Below are 21043 nucleotides of genomic sequence, written 5' to 3' on the forward strand. Positions count from 1 at the left end.
ATGGCGCACCAGTCAGCGGGTCTTCAGGCTGTCGCGGATCTCACGCAGCAGCACGACTTCCTCGGGCGGTGCGGCGGGCGCTGCTTCCGGTTCCGCGGCGCGCATCCTGTTAAAGGCACGCACCATCAGGAAGATGATGAAGGCCAGGATCAGGAAGTTGACAACGATGGTCAGGAAATTGCCGTAGGCGAACACGGGCACGCCGGCCTTCTTCAAGGCATCGAGCGTAGTGGGAGTTCCGGGTGGGGGATCCGCCAGCACGATGAACATGCTGGAGAAGTCCAGCTTGCCGATCACGCGGCCTACCAACGGCATGATCAGGTCGTTGACCACTGAATCCACGATCTTGCCGAAAGCCGCGCCGATGATCACACCGACCGCGAGGTCGATGACGTTGCCGCGTACGGCAAAGGTTCTGAATTCCGAGATCATGCCCATGGGGGGTTCTCCTTCTTGTCGCTAGCGATGAACGGTTTCAAGCTCGAAGCCTGCCGCATCACTCACCGGAAAGCAAGCACCGAAGCCGCTTTCCGGGTTGCACGTCCGATAATCGCGCATGGCCGTGGCATTTTCTGCCTATCTAGTGCGCTGGTGTCTAAGGTACACTTTATGGTTGACGCAAAATCTAAATTGACTTCCCCTGGGGTTTGGAATGAGTGACCAGCAAGACGTGAAGAGCGTGGATAAGGGTCGCCGCAATTGGTTGATCGCGACATCCGTCGCTGGCGGCGTCGGAGGCGTAGCGGTAGCGGTTCCTTTCGTCAGTACTTTTGCACCATCGGAGAAGGCCAAAGCCGCGGGTGCTCCAGTCGAGGCGGATATTGGCGCGCTGAAGCCAGGCGAGATGATGACTGTCGAATGGCGCGGCAAGCCGGTCTGGATCATGCGGCGCACGGACGAACAACTGGCGTCGCTGAAGAAGACGGACGGCGAGGTGGCCGATCCCAATTCCGAGATTGCATTCACCATGCAGACGCCTGAATACTGCAAGAACGAAACCCGTTCGCGCGCAGAACACAAGGACGTCCTGGTCGTGGTGGGTATCTGTTCCCACCTGGGCTGCTCGCCGTCGGGCCCCTTCGCTGCCGGTGCCAATTCCCAGCTCGGCTCCGATCCCGGTTTCCTTTGCCCCTGCCACGGGTCGACCTTTGACCTCGCCGGGCGCGTCTTCAAGAACAAGCCGGCTCCGCAGAATCTCGATGTTCCCCCCTACCAGTTCCTGACCGACAGCAAGATCGTGATCGGCAAGGACGAGAAAGGAGAAGCCTGATCATGGCGGCCGAAAAACAAGTCAAGACGACCGGCCTGCTGGGCTGGATCGACGCCCGCTTCCCCGCAACCCAGCTGTGGGAAGACCACCTCTCCAAGTACTACGCGCCGAAGAACTTCAACTTCTGGTACTTCTTCGGTTCGCTGGCGCTGCTGGTGCTGGTGATCCAGATCGTCACCGGCATCTTCCTGGTGATGAACTACAAGCCCGACGGCACTCTGAACGCCGCCGGCATTCCCGTGGCCTTCGCCAGCGTGGAATACATCATGCGCGAAGTCCCCTGGGGCTGGCTGGTGCGCTACATGCACTCGACCGGCGCCTCGGCCTTCTTCGTGGTGGTCTACCTGCATATGTTCCGGGGCCTGCTGTACGGTTCGTACCGCAAGCCGCGCGAGCTGGTCTGGATCTTCGGCTGCCTGATCTTCCTGTGCCTGATGGCGGAAGCCTTCATGGGCTACCTGTTGCCATGGGGCCAGATGTCGTACTGGGGCGCCCAGGTGATCGTGAACCTGTTCTCGGCGATTCCCGTGATCGGCCAGGACCTGTCGCTGTTCATCCGCGGTGACTACGTGGTGAGCGATGCAACGCTGAACCGCTTCTTCTCGTTCCACGTCATCGCCGTGCCGCTGGTGCTGCTGGCGCTGGTCATTGCCCACATCATCGCGCTGCACGAAGTGGGATCGAACAACCCGGACGGCGTCGAGATCAAGGCCAAGAAGGATGAGAACGGCATCCCGCTGGACGGCATCCCGTTCCACCCGTACTACTCGGTGCACGACACGCTGGGCGTTGCCGGCTTCCTGCTCCTGTTCTCGGCCGTGATCTTCTTCTTCCCGGAAGTGGGCGGCTATTTCCTGGAACACAACAACTTCTTCCCGGCTGACCCGCTGAAAACCCCGCCGCATATCGCGCCGGTGTGGTACTTCACGCCGTTCTACTCGATGCTGCGTGCCACCACGTCGAACTTCCTGCCGATCCTGTGGGTGTTCTTCGCGCTGCTGCTCGGCATGGTGTTCCTGCGCAGCAAGGATGCGCGCGTGAAGATCGGCGCCATCGCCGTCGCGGTGATCCTGGCCGTGGGCTTCTACTTCATCGACGCCAAGTTCTGGGGCGTGCTGGTGATGGGCGGCTCGGTGGTGATCCTGTTCTTCCTGCCGTGGCTGGACCACTCGCCGGTCAAGTCCATCCGCTATCGTCCTGCCTTCCACAAGACCATCCTGACCGTCTTCGTGGTGGTGTTCCTGGTGCTCGGCTATCTTGGCGTGCAACCGCCGTCGCCGGTCGGTGAGAAGGTGTCGCAGCTCGGTACGCTGCTGTACTTCGCCTTCTTCCTGACCATGCCGCTGTGGAGCCGTGTCGGCGAGTTCAAGCCGGTCCCGGAGCGTGTCACGTTCCACCCGCACTGAGCGAAGCGAACCCCGACAAGAGCACAAGGACACAAGATGAAAAAGCTGCTTTCGATCCTCGCGCTGGCCGGCGCCTGCTTTGCCGGCGCGCCTGCCATGGCATCCGAAGGGGGCTTCCCCCTTGAGCCGGCACCGGTGAACACCGCTGACCTGTCGTCGCTGCAGCGCGGCGCCAAGCTGTTCGTCAACTACTGCCTGAACTGCCACGGCGCATCGATGATGCGTTACAACCGGCTCAAGGACATCGGCCTGACCGACGACCAGATCCGCGAGAACCTGCTGTTCAGCGCGGACAAGGTTGGCGAGACCATGACCATCGCCATGCAACCGAAGGAGGCCAAGGCCTTCTTCGGTGCGCAGCCGCCGGACCTGTCGGTGATCGCCCGCGCCCGCGGTGACGACTGGCTCTACACCTACCTGCGCACGTTCTACCGTGACGACAGCCGCGCCACCGGCTGGAACAACCTGGTGTTCCCGAGCGTCGGCATGCCGCACGTGCTGTGGGAACTGCAGGGCCAGCGCGCCGCCAAGTTCACGGAAGTGGAAGAGCACGGCGAGAAGGTGCACAAGTTTGCCGGCTTCGAGCAACTGAGCCCGGGCAAGCTGAGCAAGGTCGAGTACGACCAGGCCGCCGCTGACCTGGTCAGCTTCCTGGACTGGATGGCCGAGCCGGCGCAGAACCACCGCAAGCGCCTGGGCGTCTGGGTGCTGCTGTTCCTGGGCGTGTTCACTGTCTTTGCCTGGCGCCTCAACGCCGCGTACTGGAAGGACGTGAAGTAAAGGCATGCCAGGGCCCGAATCCGGGCCCGGACAAGGCAAAGGCCAGGGGTGGCCGCTGCGAAAGCAGCACCGCCCCTGGCCTTTTCTCTTGGAAAACCTGCCGAAGCGGGCCAATAAAGTGCGTCATTTGCCACTAATTTGCTTTCTGGTGGTCGACTTTGGCAGAATGGCAGACCTTACTGTCCGACCCTGCTTCGGCTAAGCCCAAGGAATCCAACCATGATGGTGTTGTATTCGGGTACGACTTGCCCGTTTTCCCAACGTTGCCGCCTTGTCCTGTTTGAAAAGGGCATGGATTTTGAAATCCGCGACGTCGACCTGTTCAACAAGCCCGAAGATATTTCGGTGATGAACCCGTACGGCCAGGTGCCCATCCTGGTCGAGCGCGACCTCATCCTGTATGAGTCGAACATCATCAACGAATACATCGACGAGCGCTTCCCGCACCCGCAGCTGATGCCGGCCGATCCGGTGCAGCGTGCCCGCGCCCGCCTGTTCCTGTTCAACTTCGAAAAGGAACTGTTCACCCACGTCTACACGCTGGAGAACGAAAAGGGCAAGGCCGCGGAGAAGAACCACGAACGCGCCCGCGCTGCGATCCGCGACCGCCTGACGCAGCTCGCGCCGATCTTCGTCAAAAACAAGTACATGCTGGGCGAAGAGTTCTCGATGCTCGACGTCGCCATCGCGCCGCTGCTGTGGCGCCTGGACCACTACGGCATTGAGCTGTCGAAGAACGCCGCGCCGCTGCTGAAGTATGCTGAACGCATTTTCAGCCGTCCCGCGTACATCGAAGCGCTCACCCCGTCCGAAAAGGTGATGCGCCGCTAACCGGCACCGGCCCGAAGGCATCCGCCCTCGGGCCACTACGGCGCCATTGGAAGCACAATGCCTGAAACCTCCACCAAGCCCTACCTGATTCGCGCCATCTATGAATGGTGCACGGACAACGGCTTCACGCCGTACATCGCCGTCTTCGTCGACGCCAACACCAGCGTGCCGCGCGAGTTCGTCAAGAACAACGAGATCGTGCTCAACGTCAGCTTCGACGCCACCAGCGGCCTGGACATGGGCAACGAGTGGATCACCTTCAGCGCACGCTTTGGCGGCGTCTCGCGCAAGATCGACGTCCCTGTCGAGAACGTGCTGGCCATCTACGCCCGTGAGAACGGGCAGGGCATGGCCTTCCCGGTCGAACGCAGCCTGCCGGAAACCCAGGCCGCCACCGAGCGCGAAAACAACCCGCCGCCCAAGCTGGCCCCGGTGGAAGCCGAGACCTCGGCAACTACCACCGACTCCGGCCCCGGCGACGACGACACGCCACCCCCGGTGCCCCGCATCGGCAGCAAGAAGCCCGCACTGAAAGTGGTGAAGTAAGCCATCCCAAAGCGGACCGCAATGCAGTAGAATCGCGGTCTGCACCAGACATGCCGGCTTAGCTCATCAGGTAGAGCAGTTGATTTGTAATCATCAGGTGGCGGGTTCGAGTCCTGCAGCCGGCACCAGAATTTGAAAACGGGCTACGCAAGATTGCGTAGCCCGTTTTGTTTTTGTGGCAAGGGCGCACAGCCGCTCAATGCCGAGCTGATTTCCAAGACCGAGTTCAAGGCGCGCGCCCTCGAGTATTTCCGCCAGATCGAAGCCTCGGGCGAGCCGGTCATTGTCACGGACCACGGCAAGCCCACACTTGAAGTGCGTCCCTATCGCGGGCTGGAGCGCGACCCCCTTCAGGTATTACGCGGCACCGTGGTGCGCTACGACGCGCCGACGGAGCCAGTGGACGTTGAGGGGGAGGCCGAGCGGTGATCGTGCTGGATAAGCGTGCCTTATTCCCTTACTGCACCCAGCGCAGCACTCAGCTTTCCAGCAAACCGCGACCCATCCCCAAACGTCATCACCAACTGCCGCGTAGCCCGCGTCATCGCCACATACATCAGCCGCGCTTCGTCTTCATCCGCCTCATCGTGCTTATGCGGCATCCCCGTGGCCGGAATGCACACCAGCGGAAACTCAAGCCCCTTGCTGCTATGCATCGTGATTACCTTGACGCTGTCCGCGCCGGGCGTAAATCGCTTGGTGATTTGGGGACATTCGAACGGAATGCCCTTGCGCGTCAGCGCGCTGGTGACGTGTCCGACCGTGTCCCAATGGCGATAGAGCACCGCCATTTCTGACCAGGGCGTACCAGCCCGGTTCTCGTCAGTCAGGATCTGCGCAATGCGCTCAGCTTCCGCCTCTACGTTTGGCAATTCGATCAGCAGCGGTTTGTTGCCGCGGCGCCCGGCACCGACAGGTTGCACGGTAGGCGCTTCGTCTTCGGTTGCCTCGGTCGGCCGCAGCAACTCATCCGCAAAGCTGCGCGCGACAGCCAGTATCTCCTGCGTATTGCGGTAGTTCAGCTTGAGGATGGTCGTACGGCCTCGGGCCTGGATGCCCACGCTGGCAAAGGTCATCCCGCGTTTCCTGGCGCCGCCATAAATGGACTGCGCATCGTCGTAGAGCACCAACAGGGAATTGCTCTCCGGATTCACCATCTGCACGACCAGCTTGAACCACTCCGGCCGGAAGTCATGCCCCTCATCGATCAGCACGGCGTCATACTGGCCGGCCGGGATCGCTTTCCGGTCCACGCCCTGGATGACCCGATTCACCATTTCCTCAAACAGCGCATCACTGGGGCGGCCCTTGGGGCGGTCAATGTTGTAAGTCTCCAACTGCCGCGAGCACCACGCGTGGAAGTTATAGACGTGGACCTTTTCTTCGATGCCTTTCTCGATCATCGTCGCCGCCAGCTTGGCGGCGAGGGTCTTGTTGTAGCAAAGCACGAGCACTGGCCGTGTGACGATCTTTGCCAGATGCTCAGCCCGGTAGCCGAGGATCATCGTCTTGCCAGAGCCGGCGACGCCATGAATGACCCGGTGGCCTTCGCCAAGGCTGCGTGCCAGCTGCTCCTGCTGGAGATCCATGACGCGAAGGATGTCAGGCATATCCAGCGGCTCCGCGGCTTCCTCCGGGAAGAGCGCGCGTTGCTCCGGCATGCGGATCTGCGGGAACAGGTGCCAGCGAATCCGCTCGATCTGCGGCAAGGAAAGCTTGAAGGTGAACTTGACCGGGAACATCTCCCACAGGCGCTGCTGGAAGTGTTCCGCGTCGACCGACTCGTACATCTCGTCCTGGCAGATCACCAGGTGCGGCGGCAGGACGTCGCCGAGGTTGGTCTTGTCGAACTGGGCACGCGTGATGTTGGACAGGACGACGCCGCAGCCGTAGGGAAAGAAGGGTTTGCCTTTCAGCGAGCCGCCAGGCCAGACCAACTGCGGATCGCGCTGCAGCAGGTTGGTGACATAGAACATGTACTGGCGGGCTTGCTCGAGGGGATTCATCTCCCGCACCAGCCCGCGATCCGTCAGCAGCGTGACATCGCGCTGGTCGATTTCCCGGATGGTATCCAGCCTCCAGTCTTTCACCTCCAACACCAGCAGACCCCGGCTGGGATGGAAGACGATGAAATCCGGATGCCTGGTTTTCTCTCCGATGGCGACGTCATACCAGCACAGGTAGTCGTCCTCCAGCTTTGTCTCCAGACGCTCGGCGAAGCGTCTCTCTCCACTGGTCATGCGCGAAGTGACCGAACCCAGCGCGGGAATCAGCGTGGCCATGCGTTGTTGCTCTTCTTATTGCCCGTTCAGGAGCTGCGCTGACCACGGTAGGTGTCGCGGACCCGGTGCGACGGCGGTCAGGCAGGTTTGTTATGCGGCAATTGTAGGCACAAAACGGTAACGGTGGCTATTTCGGTAGTTTTGGTGATTTGCCGGTTGGCGACACTGGCGAGCCGGCGGCTCCGGGGGACTGCCAAGCAGTCTGCGCCTGCTTTCCGGCGATACGCGCCGCCGATCCGTCGATTCCCGCCACCCCCATATCAGAGCCCGGATCGCAGTGGTAACCTCCCGCTATCTCCGCCCCCAGCCACCCGCACGTGCACCCCCCAGACTCCCGCATCTGGCGATCCGCCCCCGAGCAGCGCGCCTTTGAAGACGCCCGCCGCCGCGTGCGCGCGCTGCGTTTCTTCTATATGCACGCCATGGTCTACGTGGCGGTCAATGCATTGCTGATCGGCTTCCATCTGGTGGGATCGCCGCATCGGCCGTGGTCTGGTGGGCCGCTCGTGGGCTGGGGTATCGGGCTGGCGATACACGGCGTGATGACGTGGAGTCGCGTCGGCCTGCTCGGGCGGCAGTGGGAAGAGCGCAAGATCGCGCAATACATGGCGCAGGAACAGGTGCGCACGCTGTCGACGGAGAAGCAGCTGGTCGAAGCCCGCATGCGCCTGCTGCAGGCCCAGATCGAACCGCACTTCCTGTTCAACACCCTGGCCAACGTGGTCAGCCTGATCGAGCCCGCGCCGCAGAAGGCCACGCTGATGCTGGAGCATTTCATCGCGTACCTGCGCGCATCGCTTGCAGCCAGCCGCGCCACGCAAGGCACAGTGGCGCAGGAGGCGAAGCTGCTGCGTGACTATCTGGCGCTGATCCGGATCCGCATGGGGGACCGGCTGCATTACTCGGTCGATGTCGACCCCGAACTCGAATCGATGCCGCTGGCGCCGATGCTGCTGCAGCCCGTGGTCGAGAATGCGATCAAGCATGGGCTGGAGCCCAAGATCGAAGGCGGGCGGCTGCTGGTCCGGCTGGAGCGGCGCGGCCCGCGCATGCTGGCGACCATCGAGGACGATGGCATGGGCTTTCGTCCCTCGGCCGGCGCTGGCGTCGGGCTTTCTAACCTGCGTGAACGGCTGGCCGTGCTGTATGACGGTGACGCCCACGTTCGGATTGAAGAACGCTCGCCCGGCACTGCCGTGCTGATCGAAATCCCGCTGCCGCGTGCATCCTGAAACGGAGACGCCCATGACGCCCACTGCCCTGATTGCCGACGACGAAGAGCACCTGCGCGCATATCTGCGCAGCAAGCTGCAACGCCATTGGCCAGAACTGCAGATCGTTGCCGAGGCGACCAACGGCATCGAAGCCGCCGACGCCATCGCACGGTTGTCGCCGAGCGTAGCCTTCCTCGACATCAAGATGCCCGGCCTGTCCGGCCTGGAGGTGGCGCAAGGGATTGAAACCGATACGCGGCTGGTGTTCGTTACGGCCTATGATGAATTCGCGCTCGATGCGTTCGAGCGCGCGGCCGTCGATTACCTGGTCAAGCCGGTCAGCGAGGAACGGCTCGGCCGCACCATCGAGCGGCTGCGCAAGGCGTTGCAGGAAGCGGCGCCTTTGCCGGAACTGGCACAGCTACTCAGCCAGCTCACACGCGCCCAGCCGCGCGCGGAAAGCGGCGGCCAGTTGCGCTGGGTACGCGCCAGCCGTGGCAATACCACCAGCCACGTGCCGATCCAGGAAGTGATGTACTTCCAGAGCGACGACAAGTACGTGGTCGTGCATACCCGCGATGGCGAGCACCTGATCCGCACGCCGCTGGCGGAGTTGATCGCCGGCCTCGATCCCGAGGTGTTCTGGCAGATCCACCGCTCGTCCATCGTCAACATGGAATACGTGGCCGGAACGCGCCGCGATGAGGCAGGGCGGCTCTTTGTCCGGATGCGTGACAGCGAAGCCGAACTGCCGGTATCGCGCGCCTACATGCACCGCTTCCGGCAGATGTAAGGCGGTCGGCGTCGCCACTGCGCCGCCGGCTGAGGGATTCACTTGCGATCCATGAATTCCTGGATCTTGCGCTGTTCCCAGTCACGCCCGCGGCGCGACAGCCGCATCCATACCAGCAACCCATGCACGGTCAGCGCCAGGCCCCAGGCCAGGGTGGTGGTCAGCGGCCATGGCCAGCCGGTGGCGGCGTAATGCGACCACCGCGGCGACGGAAAGTAGAAGAAGCGGAACCACAGCCAGCCGTTGACGACAGCGTAGACCAGCAGGTGGATGTACCAGCCGCGCAGGGCGTGCACCATGCGGCGCGCGCGCCAGTAGGCCATGGCGTTGGGGTCGTCGTTGGGCGGGAAGGCGTGGTGCATGGGATACCTCGTGATCAAGATGGTTGGCTTGCGTCAGGTATAGGCCATCGCAAAGCGCCGCTCCAGGCCCAAGGGCCGAATCGACGGATTTCGTTCGCCGGTGGGCGCGCGGATCGCGCGAATGTCGGCGGGTCCGACCCTCCCCCCGACTTGTTGCAGCTCTTGACCCGTCTCGCCGGGAATACCCGCATAGGAAAAGCCCAGTCCTTCACCATAATCATAGTAATTATGATCATAAATACGAAGCGATGGATTCCAAGCCGACCCCGCAGATAGAGGGCAGCAAACGCGTGAAGCGTTCGGACCAGGTGGTCAACGATATCAAGCGCTGGATCGTGCAGACGCACCAGAAGGTCGGAGACAAGCTGCCACAGGAAGCAGCGTTGATCGAACAGATGGGCGTCGCACGCGGGACGGTGCGTGAGGCGCTTGCCTCGCTGCAGGCGCAGGGGCTGGTCAAGGTCAGCACGGGGCCAAACGGCGGTGCCACGCTGACGCAGCCGCCTTATGAGCGATGCCTGGAGGCAGTGTCCAACTTCCTGTACTTCCAGTCGGTCGACATCGTCACGCTGTACGCCCTGCGCCGCGCGGTTGAGCCGGAGCTGGCCGCCAACGCCGCCTTGCGCCTGACCGATGCCGACATCGCCGATCTCGAAGCGCTGATCGGGCTGAGCCACCCGGAACATGGCGGCAGCACGGACTGGAACGAGCGGCGCGAGGCCGACCTGCTGTTCCACGACCGCCTGGCCGATGCCTGCAGCAGCCCGATGCTGGCGTTGTTCTGCCGCCTGCTCAACGACATCATCCGCCGCGTCATCGTGGTCCGGAATGCTCAGGATGATTTCGACGACTTTGATGAAGAGATCTTCCACAGCCACAACGCGCTGATTGAAGCCTTCCGGTCGCGTGACCCGGAGCGTGCGCGTGCCCTGATGCAGGAGCACATGGAGCATGCCGAATCCCTGGCCCTGGAAGCCGAATCCCGCGTGGACCGCGGGAGCTTGCTGATGAGCCCGGTCGACTGATCCCCTGACGCGCTAGCGTCCCCCTTTTTTCTGCACACCCAACCGCCATCGTCGCATCCGACACGGCGGGTGGGATTCCTATTGCCTGAATCCTGGGAGCCTTGACGTGAAACCTGCTGAATTGCTTTGGCGCTGGAGCGCTGTCGATATTGCCGATGCCGTGCGGCGGCGCGAGATTTCCTGCCGCGAGGTCACGGCCAGCGTGCTGGCCCGCATCGATGCCCTTAACCCTCGCCTGAATGCGTTGCCGGAGGTGCTGGCAGAAGAGGCGCTGGCCAGCGCGGATGCCGCGGACCGCCAGGTCGCTGAGGGCGCAGAGCTGGGGCCGCTCCATGGCGTGCCGGTCACGATCAAGATCAATGTCGACCAGGCCGGCCATGCCACCACCAACGGCGTGATCCCGCTGAAGCACAACATTGCGCGTGAGGATGCCCCCGTGGTTGCGAACCTGCGTAGTGCCGGGGCCATCATCGTCGGGCGCAGCAATACGGCTACCTATTCCTCGCGCTGGTTTACCGACAACGGCCTGCACGGGCGCACGCTGAACCCGTGGGATGCGGATATCACCCCCGGCGGCTCCAGCGGCGGTGCCGCGTCCGCGGTCGCTTCCGGCATGGGGGCGCTGGCGCATGGCAATGACATCGGCGGCTCCATTCGCTATCCGGCCTATGCCTGCGGTGTCGTCGGCTTGCGGCCGACGACCGGGCGGGTGCCCGCGTACAACCCGTCGGCCACTGCCGAGCGCAGCATCACGCCACAACTCATGTCCGTGCAGGGGCCGCTTGCGCGCAGCATTGCCGACCTGCGGCTCGGCTACCACGCCATGGCCCGCTATGACGGGCGCGACCCGGCATGGGTGCCGGTGCCGCTGGAACTGCCGCTGCCGCCGGGACCGATACGCGTGGCGCTGTTCCGGCGGTGTCCGGGCGTTCCCGTCGATCCCGCGGTCAGCGCGGCGCTGGACAGTGCCGGGCAATGGCTGCAGCAAGCGGGCTACGCCGTCGAAGAAGCCAGGCTGCCTGACTTCATGGAAGCGGCAGCGCTGTGGCGCACGCTGACGGTCGACGACAGCCGCCGCAACATCATCGCAGGCGTTGACCAGCATGGCGACGACGCCATGCGGCAAAGCCAGCGCAACATGCTGGACGGGATGCAGGAGACCGACCGCGATGGCTTTCTCGATGCCCTGGCGCGACGCCAGGCGATCGCACGCAACTGGTCGCTGTTCATGCAAACGTATCCGCTGGTGCTGATGCCGGTGTCGTGGCAGCGCCCGAGCGTGCAAGACGCGGATACCCGCACGCCCGAAGAGAACCGGGCCTTGCTGGACGCACAGAGCCCCATGCTGGCAACAGCGATGCTCGGCATGCCGGGGCTGTCCGTGCCGACTGGCATGGCCGGCGGCGTGCCGGTCGGCGTGCAGCTGATGGCATGGCGCTTCCGCGAAGACCTGTTGCTGCGAGCCGGCCAGGCCATTGAGGACGCGGCGCGTTTTACCCCTTATAGCGACCTGCAAACCGGCATCTAGACCCAGGAGCTTCCCATGAACGAACGCAAACCTGCTTACGCCCCACGGCTGTCGCGCCGCGCCATGCTGGCCGGCACCGCCGCCGCTCTGTGTACCGGTGGCCTGCTCTCCAGGGCCGTATGGGGGCAGTCCGTATCGCGCATCATCGTGCCGTTTCCGCCGGGAGGGCCGGCCGACTACATGGGCCGCCTGCTGTCCGAGAAGCTGAAAGATGCCATGGGCCGTACCGTCATCGTCGACAACCGCCCCGGTGCCGGGACGCGCGTGGCGGCCGAAATGCTGAAGAACGCCCCGGCCGACGGCACCACCGTGCTGCTGGCACCTGTCGATCCGATGTTCATCGGGCCGCTGATCTACAGCAATATGCGCTTCAACCCCGCCACCGACTTCACGGCGATCACCGATGTGACGGGCGTCCAGTTCGGTATTGCAGTCAGCGCCAGCTCACCCATCAAGACACTGGCCGACTTCGTCAAGGCCGCCAGGGCCAAGCCGGCTGACTATTCGATCGGCATCAGCACGGTTGGCTCGCTGCTGCATTTCCTTGCCGTGGAGTTCGTCAGCCAGTCGCGCACCGGCAGTACGCTGGTACCGTATCGCGGTGGCGCGGCGATGGTGACGGAAATAATGGGTAACCAGGTCGCGGCGGGCATGGACGCCATCACGAGCTTCACCGAACTGCATCGCGGCGGCAAGCTCCGCGTGCTGGCCGTGGCAGGGGAAAAGCGCGCTGATGCCTTGCCGGATGTGCCTACGTTTGCGGAGTCTGGTTTCCCCAACCTGGTGACCTCGTCGCGCTACCTGCTTTATGTCCGCGCCAACACGCCGCCCGACGTGACCACGCAGTGGTATCAGGCCGTGCGCAAGGTGCTGGCCATGCCGGATGTGCGCGAAAAGCTCGCGCGCGCTGGCTATGACATCTTGCCGGGCGGCACTGCTGATGAGGTTGCCAGGTATGCGAGCGCGCTTTCGGCACGGTGGACGCCGGTGATCAAGGCGTCGGGTTTCAAGGGGGATTGAGAGGAATTTCGTAGCCGCACCCCAAACTCGGCTGGAGACGATTTCCATTTGTGTCAGCTTGCTGGAGAATTCCCGCGGCACCCTCCTCCTGTAGGGTGCCGCTTTGTATTAAGCATGTCTGTCCCAGTGTCGTAATTGGCCTCAGAAGACAACCTGGGCGGCGCCAAGGGAAAGTGCCAATGGCGCCGCATCGTGCCGACTGGCGCAATTGCTGTGGCTCGCAGCCGCTCAGGCTGCGAGCCATACACCCGAGCGTATCCAGCCATGACCTCCTTCTCTTTCCGCGCCCGCCGCCTGTGGCTCGCCACAGGCTTTGGCCTGGCACTCTCCGCCTGCGCCCCGATGATCGCGACCACCCCGGCAACGGTGGAGCTCATGCAGCCAGCCGCCACGGCCAAGCGCGTCCAGCTTCTGGCGCCGGCGCAGGTCAAGCTCGACACCGGCTATTCCCGAGACCTCGCTGCCAGGTCGACCTGGTCGCAGGTCGGGCGCCTCCCGCAAGGCGATGTCTACCGCCCCATCGGCACCATTCTCACAATCGAGGGCCGCCATGTTCACGAGGCCTACCTGGTCGTCCGCAACAAGACGCTGGTGGGCTTCTATCTGCCTGGGGAGCAGAACTACTCCCCGCTAACGACAGCAGTACCTTTGAACTTGGGAGAATCGGAATGAAACGGGTTGCGCGCATGCTGATCGCCGGACTGGCGGTGTCATCGCTGCTGGCGGGATGCGCTTCGGGCGTGAAGCACGCCGAGATGGCGGCATCGATGCCCACGCTGAAGCCGGGCGAGGGTCGGATTTATTTCCTGCGTTCGGCGTCGATGTTCGGGGCGGCCATCCAGCCGGATATCCGCCTGAATAGCCAGGTCGTTGGCGAATCCAAGCCCGGCGGTTTCTTCTTCGTGGACCGCACGGCTGGCAAGTATGTCGCGGCGGCCTCGACCGAAACCGAGAAGACACTCAGCTTCGTGCTGGATGCCGGCGAGACCAAGTACGTGCGCAGCTCGCCGTCGCTGGGGCTGATGGTGGGCCGCGTGGTGCTGGAGCTGGAAACGCCGGAGAAGGCGAAGGAAGAGCTGGCGTCGCTGAGCTACACGGGGGACCAGGTGAAGACTGCGGCGAAGTAAGCGGATTGATTCAGCCGCGTTGCAGGCTGAGTCGCGTTGACGACGCCGGTGCGTCGTCAATTGACGCATCGGAATTCCGCATGGCTTGCGGCTCAGCGCGGGCCTATCAACGTAGGCGGGGCACCTCCTCGTGATGTTGGCAAAGCAGGGTTGCGCCACCCTTTTTATTGTAGTAACGTAACTACATTGAAGTTGCTAGGAGGGTCATCATGACGATCACAACCCTATCGAGCCGAGAACTCAATCAGGACGTGACAAAAGCCAAGAAGGCGACGAAGGACGGTCCGGTCTTCATCACGGACCGCGGCAAACCGGCGCATGTGCTGTTGAGCTTCGAGGAATATCAGAGGCTCACCCAGCAGCGTCGCAATATTGCAGATGCACTCGCGATGCCCGGCATTGAGGACATCGAGTTCAATCCGCCACGTGCCAACATCAAATTCCGGCCCGCTGATCTCACATGATGTTCGTGCTCGATACCAATGTCGTTTCCGAACTGCGCAAGGTCCGAGCCGGTAAGGCTGATGCAAACGTTGCAGCGTGGTCTGCCAGCGTTGATGCAGCTTGGCTCTTTGTGTCGGCGGTCACCATCATGGAACTGGAAACCGGTGTCTTGCAAATCGAGCGGCGGGATGCCCGCCAAGGTGCGCTGCTGCGGGCGTGGCTGGACCACCATGTATTGCCCGAATTCGCAGGCCGCGTTTTGCCCATTGATACCGCCGTGGCCCTGCGTTGCGCTCGGCTGCACGTACCAGACCGGCAATCGGAGCGGGATGCGTTGATTGCCGCAACAGCAATCGTGCATGGAATGACCGTCGTTACACAAAATGTCGCCGACTTCATGGCAACTGGCGTGAGCGTCCTGAACCCTTGGGACGCCTGATCGTGAGCCGCCGTCTTTTCCCAAGGAGCTTCCCGACATCACAGTCATCAAGCCGGGAAGCCATCCCCGTTAAGACGCAGGCAGCTCATCCGCCAACACACTCTCCAGCTGCGCCTTCACCAGCCCCAACAAGCAAAATGCACTAAAGCAGCCCTCGAATTGCACACTCTGCTGTTCCAGCAGGGTAAGCACACCATCCATACCAGCCGAGACTGACTGAAGGCTGTACCGCGCCGTGGATAGATCGATTTCCGACTAGGACCTCCTATCGTTGAGTGAAGGTCCGCCGCACGACGTTAGGGAAGGGCGGCGGGCCTGACGACGAGGGTGGAAACCGGTGCCACAGCCATTGCCGGTCAGCCTTGCGGCTGCCTCATCCGGCCCGCCATAGATGGCTTGCCCGTATAGGCAAGAACGGTCGTCAGGGACGACCGTCCGGCTGCTGACATTCGGGTTTCCACACCCGGTCACCGTTGTGTGCGATGACCGTGTCAGTCTCACGCGTCAGAGCCAACAACTCGATAAGACACTTCGCATTCCTACACGGACGCCGCATCCTGCCCGAGCCACGCCCGCCAGCAAATAGCCAAACGCCTAAACCACTCGCCTCAATCCACCAGCGTCGCCAATGCCTCCCGCGCCTCCCGGCGCAGCTTCTCCAGATCCAGCCCCACGATCGCGCCATCACGCACCACGTGCCGCCCGCGCACCAGCACATCCCGCACCGGCGTAGGCTCGCCAGCCGCCACAGGCGCAGTGCCGATGTCATGGAAGCCATGGAACCGCAGCCCGCTGACGTCATAGATCGCCAGGTCGGCAGACTGCCCTGGCGCGAGCGTGCCGATACCCGGCAGCCCCAGCACCTGCGCACCGCCTGCGGTACCCCAGTGGATGACTTCCTCCACGCGGGTTTGCGCGGCCCCGCCCAGCGCCCGGTGCACCAGCCACGCGAAATTGGCCTCATGCACCATGCTGCCCGATTCATTGGACGCCACTCCATCCACGCCCAGTGAAATCGGCACGCCCGCATCGGCCATCGCGCGCACTGGCGCAATGCCGCTGCCGAGCCGCGCATTGCTGACGGGGCAGTGCGCCATGCCGGTGTTGGTTACGGCGAGCATTCGGATCTCTTCGGGATTCACGGTGACCAGGTGCGCGAACCAGACGTCCGGCCCCAGCCAGTCGTGGTCGGCCACGAACTGCACCGGCGTGCACTGGTACTTCTCGCGGCAGAACTTCACGTAGTTGTCGGTCTCCGACAGGTGCGAATGCAGCCGCAGGTCCATGCCGCGCCCGAAGGCGGCCAGCTCGCGCAGCAGTGCGGGGGGCAGCGAAAAGGTTGGCGTCGTTGGTGCGACCACTACGCGGCGCAGGCCATCGGCCGAAGCGTCGTGATAGCGCGCCTTCAGTCGCTCGATATCGGCCAGCATCTCGTCCAGCGTCTCGGGCACCAGCGCGGTGGCGCGCATACCCGGATGATCGGAGGCTGACTGGATGGCGCCGCCGCGGCACAGCACCAGGCGCATGCCAAGCTCTTCCGCTACCTCGAACAGCACGTCCCCGGTCTCCGCCCCATTGCCGTGGTGATACAGGTAGTGGTGATCGGCGCAGGTGGTGGTGCCGGACAGCAGCAGTTCGGCCATGCCCAGTCGCACGGCGGTACGAAAGATCTCCGGCGTGAAGCGCGCCAGGCGCGGGTAGGCGACGGAGGCCAGCCATTGTTCCAGCCCCACGTTCATGCCGCTGGGCACGGCCTTGAGCAGGTTCTGGAACAGGTGGTGGTGGGTGTTGACCCAGCCCGGGTAGACCACGCAACCGGTGGCGTCCAGCACAGTTTCGTCGCCCTGGCGCAGCAGGCCTGCACCGATCTCGGCGATGCGGCCGTCGCGGATGCGGATGTCGGCGGCGCCCGCTCGCGCGGCATTGCCGGTGCGGCCGGTCATCACGGCGGCGGCGTTGCGGATCAGAAGGCCGCCGGCGGGCGCGGCGCTGGTGGCGTTGGTGTTCTGCACCATGTTTCAGACCCCTTGGACGTTGTCGGCACTGGCGGGCAGCTCGTCGGCTTCACGGGCGGGCACGCCGTTGAGAATCAGGTTGAGCAGCACAGAGACCACGCAGGCGATGATCACGCTGCTGTGGACAAAGGGCTGCAGGAAGCCGGGCAGCTTCTCCAGCATGCCGGGCAGCATCACGGGCATCATCGCGCAGCCGAGCGTGATGGAGACGATGGAGAGGTTGTTGGGATTGCGGTCGTATTCGACCTCTCCCAGCGTCTTGATGCCGGCGGCCACGACTACGCCGAACATGACCATGGTTGCACCGCCCAGCGCCGCGGCCGGGATCGAGGCAAACAGGGCGCCGATCTTGGGCACCAGCGCTACGGCGCACAGCATCGCGCCGCAGGTGGCCACTACCCAGCGGCTGCGCACCCCGGTGACGATGACCAGGCCCACGTTCTCCATGAAGGCGATATACGGGAACGCCGCGAACATGCCGCCGATGGCGCTGGCCAGGCCGTTGGCACGCAGGCCGCGGGTGGCATCGCGCTCGGTCAGGGGGCGCTTGACGATATCGCCGACGGCGATGAACAGGCCCATCGATTCCACCATCTGCACCACCATCACGATCACCATGGTGGTGATGGCGCCCACGTTGAAGGTGGGCATGCCGAAGGCAAACGGCGTCACCATGGTGAACCACGGTGCGCGCGCGACTTCGTCGAAGCTGCCCATGCCCAGCATCCACGCCACCGCGCCGCCGACCAGCAGGCCGATCACGACGGACAGGTTGCGGATCAGCTCGCCGCCGTGCCGGTTGATGAACAGGATCAGCGCCACCACGCCGAAGGCAACGATGAAAAAAATGGGGGCGCCGAAATCCGACGCCCCCCTTCCGCCTCCAAACCAGTGAAACGAAACCGGGAACAGCGACAGGCCCACCGCGGTGATGGTGCAACCGCTAACCACCGGCGGGAAGAAGCGCTTGAGCTTGCCAATGATCGGCGCAAGGAACATCGCGATTACGCCCGCGGCGATGATGGCGCCGCAGACGCCGTTGAAGCCCAGCGACGGATCGGCGCCAATGGCGATGACGGGGCCCACTGAACTGAATGCAACGCCCTGCATCAGCGGCAGGCGCACGCCGAACTTCCAGAAGCCGACGGTCTGCAGCAGGGTGGCGATGCCGGAGGTGAACAGCGCGGTGCTGATCAGCATGGTGGTCTGCGCCGGCGTCATCTTGAGTGCGCCGGCCACGATCATCGGCACGGCGATGGCACCGAGATAACTGACCAGCATGTGCTGGAAGCCGAGCGTCGCCATGGCGCGTGCCGGCAGGACCTGGTCGACGGGGTGAACCGCTGCTTGCATGATGTTGTCTCCTGCCGCGTGCTGGGGGAAAGTGCGCCATGCCGGCGGCGGCTGGCCCGGTCTGTTGGTTGCCGGGCTCGGTCCGTCACGGTGCCATGCGCGGCGCATGGCCGACGCATGCCTTGCACAGTAGTGATGCACGGCATGCCGTCATAGCGCTATTGCGAAGGCCCTGGCACCGGGCCGCAATCGCGCTTGCAAAATGCGCGCCCGGGGCATCAGGGGTTTCCCTTGGGTTGCGTGAGGGCGGGGGTGGTCATAGGATGGATGCGCTTCTTCATTGCTATCCGAATGCGCCGGAAGCGAAGACGTATTCCCGGCGCTTTCCACCATTTTCCCAACGCCATGTCACCCACCGCAGGATGGTCTGCTGCTGCCTCCCGCTCGCCAGTCAGCCGCGGCGGTGACCTCGACCGCATCCAGTCTCTGTCCGGCCGCGTGTTCGGTCCCACGCGGCTGCGCGCGACGGAGGCCGATGCGGCGCTCGATGCCCGTATCGACACCAGCACCATCGGCCGGCTGACGCTGGTCACCATTGCCTACAACCAGGCAGTGCAGATCGAGCCGCAGCCGAACAAGGATGAGTTCGTGATCCAGACCGTGCTGGCGGGTACGTGCCGCGTGGAGACCCCGCGCGGTGCGATGCTGATGCCGCCGGGGGCGACCTTTGTGTTCTCGCCCACCGTGCCGGCCACGTTGTCGCTGGATCCGGGCTGCGAGCGCTTCAGCGTGGTGATCCGCCGGCAGCTGATCGACGAGGCGTTCCGCCAGCAGTTCAGCTTCGAGCCGCCGGTGCCGATTGAATTCGACATGCAGCCGGTGGCGGACGATGGCCGCGCCGCGCGCTGGCAGGCGCTGGTGAGCTACCTGCGCGCGGAAACGCGGGTGCGGCGCGAAGGCAGCGGCGTGCCGGCGGTGGACGGCAGCATCGAGCGCATCGTGCTGTCGACACTGCTGCTCGACCGCTTTGCCGCGGACGGCAATATGCTGCCGCGCCGGTTCGAGGCGGTGCTGCCTGACTATGTGCGCAATGCCATCGCCTACCTGCGCGCCAATCTTGAACAGCCGCTGACGCTGGAGCAGATCGCCGCACATTGCGGCGTATCGGCGCGCACCTTGCAGCTGGGTTTTCGCAAGAGCAAGAACACCACGCCGATGGAGTACCTGCGTCTGCTGCGCCTGCATGGCGCACGCGCCGATCTGCAACGGGCGCGGCAACAGAAGGGGATGGTCAGCGCGATTGCGCTGCGGCACGGCTTTACGCACCTGAGCCTGTTCTCGCGCGAGTACCGGCGCGAGTTTGGCGAGCTGCCGTCGCAGACCTTGCGGGCGGCAGCGCAGCAGGGGGGCTGACGGCGAGCCGGCCCCCTGTTGCTCAGGACCTTCAGCACTCAGATCGTGCCCGCCGCCACCAGTGCCTCGATCTCTGCCTCGTTCATGCCGAGCGACTTCAGGACAGAAGCAGAGTGCTCGCCGACTGCCGGAACATTCCCCATGGAAGCCGGTACGCCCGACAGCGTAGCCGGCGGCAGAAGTGCCTGGATGGCGCCACCCGGCGTCTGGACTTCCCGCCAGCGATTGCGTGCGGCAAATTGCGCGTGCTGCCAAACATCATGCATGTCGTTCAGGGGCGAGTTGGCAATGCCCCCGCGATCGAGACGTTTGACCAGCTGTTCCCCGGTCATGGAGCGGAGATGACTGGCGATCTCCTGGTCCAGCGCCGCGCGATTGGCGACGCGTTGGAGATTGGAGTTAAAGCGGTCATCTGCCGCCAGGGCCGGGTCCTCCAGCACCTCGGAGCAGAACCGCTGCCATTCCCGTTCGTTCTGCAGCCCGAAGATGACGCTGGCCCCATCGCCGGTCTGGTACTGGCCATAGGGGGCGATACCCGGATGCGCAACGCCGTTGCGTGCCGGCGGCGTGCCGCCATAGTGAGCAAAGTTCAGGGGATATGACATCCATTCGCTCAACGCCTCGAGCATGGTGACTTCAACCCGGAGGCCGGCGCCAGTCCGTGCGCGTTGCAGCAAGGCGGACAGGATGCCGGTATAGGCGTACATGCCAGCGGCAATGTCCGCGATGGAAATGCCGGTGCGCGACGGCGCAGCTTCCGTACCGCTTACCGAGATCAGGCCCGCAGCGGCCTGGATCAACAGGTCATAGGCCTTCTTGTCGCGGTATGGCCCGCTGTCACCATACCCTGAGATATCGCAGACGATCAGCTCAGGATAGTCAGCATGCAATGACTCGAAGTCCAGTCCCATGCGTTGGGCGGCTCCCGGCGCCAGGTTCTGGATGAACACGTCCGCTTCGGCGAGCAGCTTGTGCACGATCGCCTTGGCCTCGGGCTTCTTGAGATCCAGCGTGAGGCTTTCCTTGCCGCGATTTGCCCAGACAAAGAACGACGACTGGCCGTGCACGGAATGGTCATAGTCGCGGGCGAAATCGCCAACGAGCGGGCGTTCCACCTTGATGACGCGGGCGCCGAGATCGGCGAGCTGGCGGCTGGCGAAGGGCGCCGCTACAGCGTGCTCAAGCGCCAGAACGGTGATGCCATCAAGGGGGCGTAGGCTGGGTTTCATGGAGGGAGAATGAAGGGACCTGGCGG

22 protein-coding genes and 1 tRNA gene are annotated in these 21043 nt (G+C 63.8%); 17 read left to right on the forward strand and 6 right to left on the reverse strand.

Annotated elements, in window-relative coordinates; translation table 11 throughout:
* Window positions 1-12: 12 nt before the first annotated feature.
* A complete protein-coding gene (gene mscL / locus I6H87_RS08815) occupies window positions 13-438 on the reverse strand; it encodes a large conductance mechanosensitive channel protein MscL (RefSeq protein WP_010812315.1) in 426 nt (141 codons plus the stop codon).
* A gap of 214 nt (window positions 439-652) precedes the next feature.
* On the opposite strand from mscL, the gene petA reads away from it, so the two are divergent.
* From petA to I6H87_RS08850, 7 genes are all read left to right on the forward strand, one after another.
* Window positions 653-1270, forward strand: a complete 618-nt coding sequence (petA, locus tag I6H87_RS08820; protein ID WP_010812314.1) for a ubiquinol-cytochrome c reductase iron-sulfur subunit — start codon at window positions 653-655, stop codon at window positions 1268-1270.
* A 2-nt stretch (window positions 1271-1272) separates the two neighbouring features.
* Window positions 1273-2676: a cytochrome b gene (locus I6H87_RS08825; protein ID WP_011616138.1), complete on the forward strand. Its 1404-nt coding sequence runs from the start codon at window positions 1273-1275 to the stop codon at window positions 2674-2676.
* Between the two features lie 36 nt (window positions 2677-2712).
* Window positions 2713-3456: a cytochrome c1 gene (locus tag I6H87_RS08830; protein WP_010812312.1), complete on the forward strand. Its 744-nt coding sequence runs from the start codon at window positions 2713-2715 to the stop codon at window positions 3454-3456.
* A 219-nt stretch (window positions 3457-3675) separates the two neighbouring features.
* Window positions 3676-4287 carry a glutathione S-transferase N-terminal domain-containing protein gene (locus I6H87_RS08835; protein WP_010812311.1) on the forward strand — a complete coding sequence of 204 codons (612 nt, stop codon included), beginning with the start codon at window positions 3676-3678 and terminating at the stop codon, window positions 4285-4287.
* 57 nt (window positions 4288-4344) lie between these two features.
* On the forward strand, window positions 4345-4833 hold the full coding sequence (locus tag I6H87_RS08840; RefSeq protein WP_010812310.1) for a ClpXP protease specificity-enhancing factor: 489 nt from the start codon (window positions 4345-4347) through the stop codon (window positions 4831-4833).
* 52 nt (window positions 4834-4885) lie between these two features.
* Window positions 4886-4961, forward strand: a tRNA-Thr gene (locus I6H87_RS08845).
* A 25-nt stretch (window positions 4962-4986) separates the two neighbouring features.
* Entirely contained in the window at window positions 4987-5262 is a 276-nt protein-coding gene (locus I6H87_RS08850; protein WP_010812302.1) for a type II toxin-antitoxin system Phd/YefM family antitoxin, read from the forward strand.
* A 20-nt stretch (window positions 5263-5282) separates the two neighbouring features.
* Here I6H87_RS08850 and I6H87_RS08855 read toward each other — a convergent pair whose 3' ends face one another.
* A complete protein-coding gene (locus I6H87_RS08855) occupies window positions 5283-7115 on the reverse strand; it encodes a DEAD/DEAH box helicase (RefSeq protein ID WP_011616137.1) in 1833 nt (610 codons plus the stop codon).
* Window positions 7116-7504: 389 nt separating this feature from the next.
* On the opposite strand from I6H87_RS08855, the gene I6H87_RS08860 reads away from it, so the two are divergent.
* Window positions 7505-8347, forward strand: coding sequence for a sensor histidine kinase (locus I6H87_RS08860; protein WP_011616136.1), 843 nt, complete (start codon window positions 7505-7507; stop codon window positions 8345-8347).
* 13 nt (window positions 8348-8360) lie between these two features.
* Window positions 8361-9122 (forward strand): LytR/AlgR family response regulator transcription factor, encoded by a 762-nt coding sequence (locus tag I6H87_RS08865; protein ID WP_010812299.1) that lies wholly within the window; start codon window positions 8361-8363, stop codon window positions 9120-9122.
* A 38-nt stretch (window positions 9123-9160) separates the two neighbouring features.
* Here I6H87_RS08865 and I6H87_RS08870 read toward each other — a convergent pair whose 3' ends face one another.
* Window positions 9161-9484, reverse strand: coding sequence for a 2TM domain-containing protein (locus I6H87_RS08870; protein ID WP_010812298.1), 324 nt, complete (start codon window positions 9482-9484; stop codon window positions 9161-9163).
* Between the two features lie 290 nt (window positions 9485-9774).
* On the opposite strand from I6H87_RS08870, the gene I6H87_RS08875 reads away from it, so the two are divergent.
* The 7 genes from I6H87_RS08875 to I6H87_RS08905 all read left to right on the forward strand — a co-directional run bounded on the left by I6H87_RS08875 (window position 9775) and on the right by I6H87_RS08905 (window position 15067).
* Window positions 9775-10509 carry a FadR/GntR family transcriptional regulator gene (locus I6H87_RS08875; RefSeq protein WP_231881365.1) on the forward strand — a complete coding sequence of 245 codons (735 nt, stop codon included), beginning with the start codon at window positions 9775-9777 and terminating at the stop codon, window positions 10507-10509.
* Window positions 10510-10615: 106 nt separating this feature from the next.
* Complete coding sequence (locus tag I6H87_RS08880; protein WP_011616135.1) at window positions 10616-12037, forward strand: amidase family protein; 1422 nt, start codon at window positions 10616-10618, stop codon at window positions 12035-12037.
* A gap of 63 nt (window positions 12038-12100) precedes the next feature.
* Window positions 12101-13057, forward strand: a complete 957-nt coding sequence (locus I6H87_RS08885; RefSeq protein ID WP_231881364.1) for a Bug family tripartite tricarboxylate transporter substrate binding protein — start codon at window positions 12101-12103, stop codon at window positions 13055-13057.
* A 264-nt stretch (window positions 13058-13321) separates the two neighbouring features.
* Window positions 13322-13729 (forward strand): hypothetical protein, encoded by a 408-nt coding sequence (locus I6H87_RS08890; protein WP_010812294.1) that lies wholly within the window; start codon window positions 13322-13324, stop codon window positions 13727-13729.
* Window positions 13726-14184 (forward strand): DUF2846 domain-containing protein, encoded by a 459-nt coding sequence (locus tag I6H87_RS08895; RefSeq protein ID WP_010812293.1) that lies wholly within the window; start codon window positions 13726-13728, stop codon window positions 14182-14184. Before I6H87_RS08890 ends, I6H87_RS08895 begins: the two co-directional genes overlap by 4 nt.
* Before the next feature lie 209 nt (window positions 14185-14393).
* Window positions 14394-14648, forward strand: coding sequence for a type II toxin-antitoxin system Phd/YefM family antitoxin (locus tag I6H87_RS08900; RefSeq protein WP_010812292.1), 255 nt, complete (start codon window positions 14394-14396; stop codon window positions 14646-14648).
* Window positions 14645-15067: a type II toxin-antitoxin system VapC family toxin gene (locus tag I6H87_RS08905; protein ID WP_010812291.1), complete on the forward strand. Its 423-nt coding sequence runs from the start codon at window positions 14645-14647 to the stop codon at window positions 15065-15067. The genes I6H87_RS08900 and I6H87_RS08905 overlap by 4 nt, the downstream gene beginning before the upstream one ends.
* A 608-nt stretch (window positions 15068-15675) precedes the next feature.
* On the opposite strand, the gene I6H87_RS08915 is transcribed toward I6H87_RS08905, so the two are convergent.
* Window positions 15676-17082 carry an amidohydrolase family protein gene (locus I6H87_RS08915; protein WP_010812289.1) on the reverse strand — a complete coding sequence of 469 codons (1407 nt, stop codon included), beginning with the start codon at window positions 17080-17082 and terminating at the stop codon, window positions 15676-15678.
* Window positions 17083-17085: 3 nt separating this feature from the next.
* Window positions 17086-18435 (reverse strand): nucleobase:cation symporter-2 family protein, encoded by a 1350-nt coding sequence (locus tag I6H87_RS08920; protein WP_010812288.1) that lies wholly within the window; start codon window positions 18433-18435, stop codon window positions 17086-17088.
* A gap of 345 nt (window positions 18436-18780) precedes the next feature.
* On the opposite strand from I6H87_RS08920, the gene I6H87_RS08925 reads away from it, so the two are divergent.
* Window positions 18781-19788, forward strand: a complete 1008-nt coding sequence (locus I6H87_RS08925) for an AraC family transcriptional regulator (RefSeq protein WP_037023832.1) — start codon at window positions 18781-18783, stop codon at window positions 19786-19788.
* Window positions 19789-19826: 38 nt separating this feature from the next.
* Here I6H87_RS08925 and I6H87_RS08930 read toward each other — a convergent pair whose 3' ends face one another.
* The gene (locus I6H87_RS08930; RefSeq protein ID WP_011616133.1) at window positions 19827-21017 is read right to left on the reverse strand and encodes a CaiB/BaiF CoA transferase family protein; all 1191 of its coding nucleotides are present in this window, start codon (window positions 21015-21017) and stop codon (window positions 19827-19829) included.
* Window positions 21018-21043 lie beyond the last annotated feature (26 nt).

Origin of the sequence: Cupriavidus necator (genome assembly GCF_016127575.1) — a bacterium.
GTDB lineage: Bacteria > Pseudomonadota > Gammaproteobacteria > Burkholderiales > Burkholderiaceae > Cupriavidus > Cupriavidus necator_D.

Coding starts and splice junctions, on each gene's coding strand:
- mscL (WP_010812315.1), bottom strand. CDS start 438: ATGGGCATGATCTCGGAATTCAGAACCTTTGCCGTACGCGGCAACGTC.
- petA (WP_010812314.1), top strand. CDS start 653: ATGAGTGACCAGCAAGACGTGAAGAGCGTGGATAAGGGTCGCCGCAAT.
- I6H87_RS08825 (WP_011616138.1), top strand. CDS start 1,273: ATGGCGGCCGAAAAACAAGTCAAGACGACCGGCCTGCTGGGCTGGATC.
- I6H87_RS08830 (WP_010812312.1), top strand. CDS start 2,713: ATGAAAAAGCTGCTTTCGATCCTCGCGCTGGCCGGCGCCTGCTTTGCC.
- I6H87_RS08835 (WP_010812311.1), top strand. CDS start 3,676: ATGATGGTGTTGTATTCGGGTACGACTTGCCCGTTTTCCCAACGTTGC.
- I6H87_RS08840 (WP_010812310.1), top strand. CDS start 4,345: ATGCCTGAAACCTCCACCAAGCCCTACCTGATTCGCGCCATCTATGAA.
- I6H87_RS08855 (WP_011616137.1), bottom strand. CDS start 7,115: ATGGCCACGCTGATTCCCGCGCTGGGTTCGGTCACTTCGCGCATGACC.
- I6H87_RS08865 (WP_010812299.1), top strand. CDS start 8,361: ATGACGCCCACTGCCCTGATTGCCGACGACGAAGAGCACCTGCGCGCA.
- I6H87_RS08870 (WP_010812298.1), bottom strand. CDS start 9,484: ATGCACCACGCCTTCCCGCCCAACGACGACCCCAACGCCATGGCCTAC.
- I6H87_RS08885 (WP_231881364.1), top strand. CDS start 12,101: ATGCTGGCCGGCACCGCCGCCGCTCTGTGTACCGGTGGCCTGCTCTCC.
- I6H87_RS08890 (WP_010812294.1), top strand. CDS start 13,322: ATGACCTCCTTCTCTTTCCGCGCCCGCCGCCTGTGGCTCGCCACAGGC.
- I6H87_RS08895 (WP_010812293.1), top strand. CDS start 13,726: ATGAAACGGGTTGCGCGCATGCTGATCGCCGGACTGGCGGTGTCATCG.
- I6H87_RS08900 (WP_010812292.1), top strand. CDS start 14,394: ATGACGATCACAACCCTATCGAGCCGAGAACTCAATCAGGACGTGACA.
- I6H87_RS08905 (WP_010812291.1), top strand. CDS start 14,645: ATGATGTTCGTGCTCGATACCAATGTCGTTTCCGAACTGCGCAAGGTC.
- I6H87_RS08915 (WP_010812289.1), bottom strand. CDS start 17,082: ATGGTGCAGAACACCAACGCCACCAGCGCCGCGCCCGCCGGCGGCCTT.
- I6H87_RS08920 (WP_010812288.1), bottom strand. CDS start 18,435: ATGCAAGCAGCGGTTCACCCCGTCGACCAGGTCCTGCCGGCACGCGCC.
- I6H87_RS08925 (WP_037023832.1), top strand. CDS start 18,781: ATGTCACCCACCGCAGGATGGTCTGCTGCTGCCTCCCGCTCGCCAGTC.
- I6H87_RS08930 (WP_011616133.1), bottom strand. CDS start 21,017: ATGAAACCCAGCCTACGCCCCCTTGATGGCATCACCGTTCTGGCGCTT.